The 236-nt window shown below is 53.8% G+C and carries 1 pseudogene; it reads left to right on the plus strand.

Annotated features, from left to right (window positions below):
* Positions 1 to 125 precede the first annotated feature (125 nt).
* A pseudogene (locus AC5ZGW_RS47990) lies at positions 126 to 236 on the plus strand (IS630 family transposase); the annotation flags it as partial.

The following is a 236-nucleotide window of genomic DNA, read 5'->3' on the forward strand; positions in this document are numbered from 1 at the left end:
ACAACCGACAAAGCTCGCGCCAAACTCGGCCGCGCCTATCCAGCCACCCCCAAAGAGTCAAAATCACTGTGATAGACCACTAGTACCCACTTTTCTTGGATCGTGAGTCGTGATTCAAGATATGGATGATACCCGAAGCAAGAGAAGTCCACCTTTCGAGGAAAGATCGCAAGGTGCTTGAGGCGTGTTGTCGCTCGCCGACGACATTGCAGCGCGATTTGAAGCGGGCGCGGATC

The organism is Bradyrhizobium sp. Crot121, assembly GCF_059512385.1.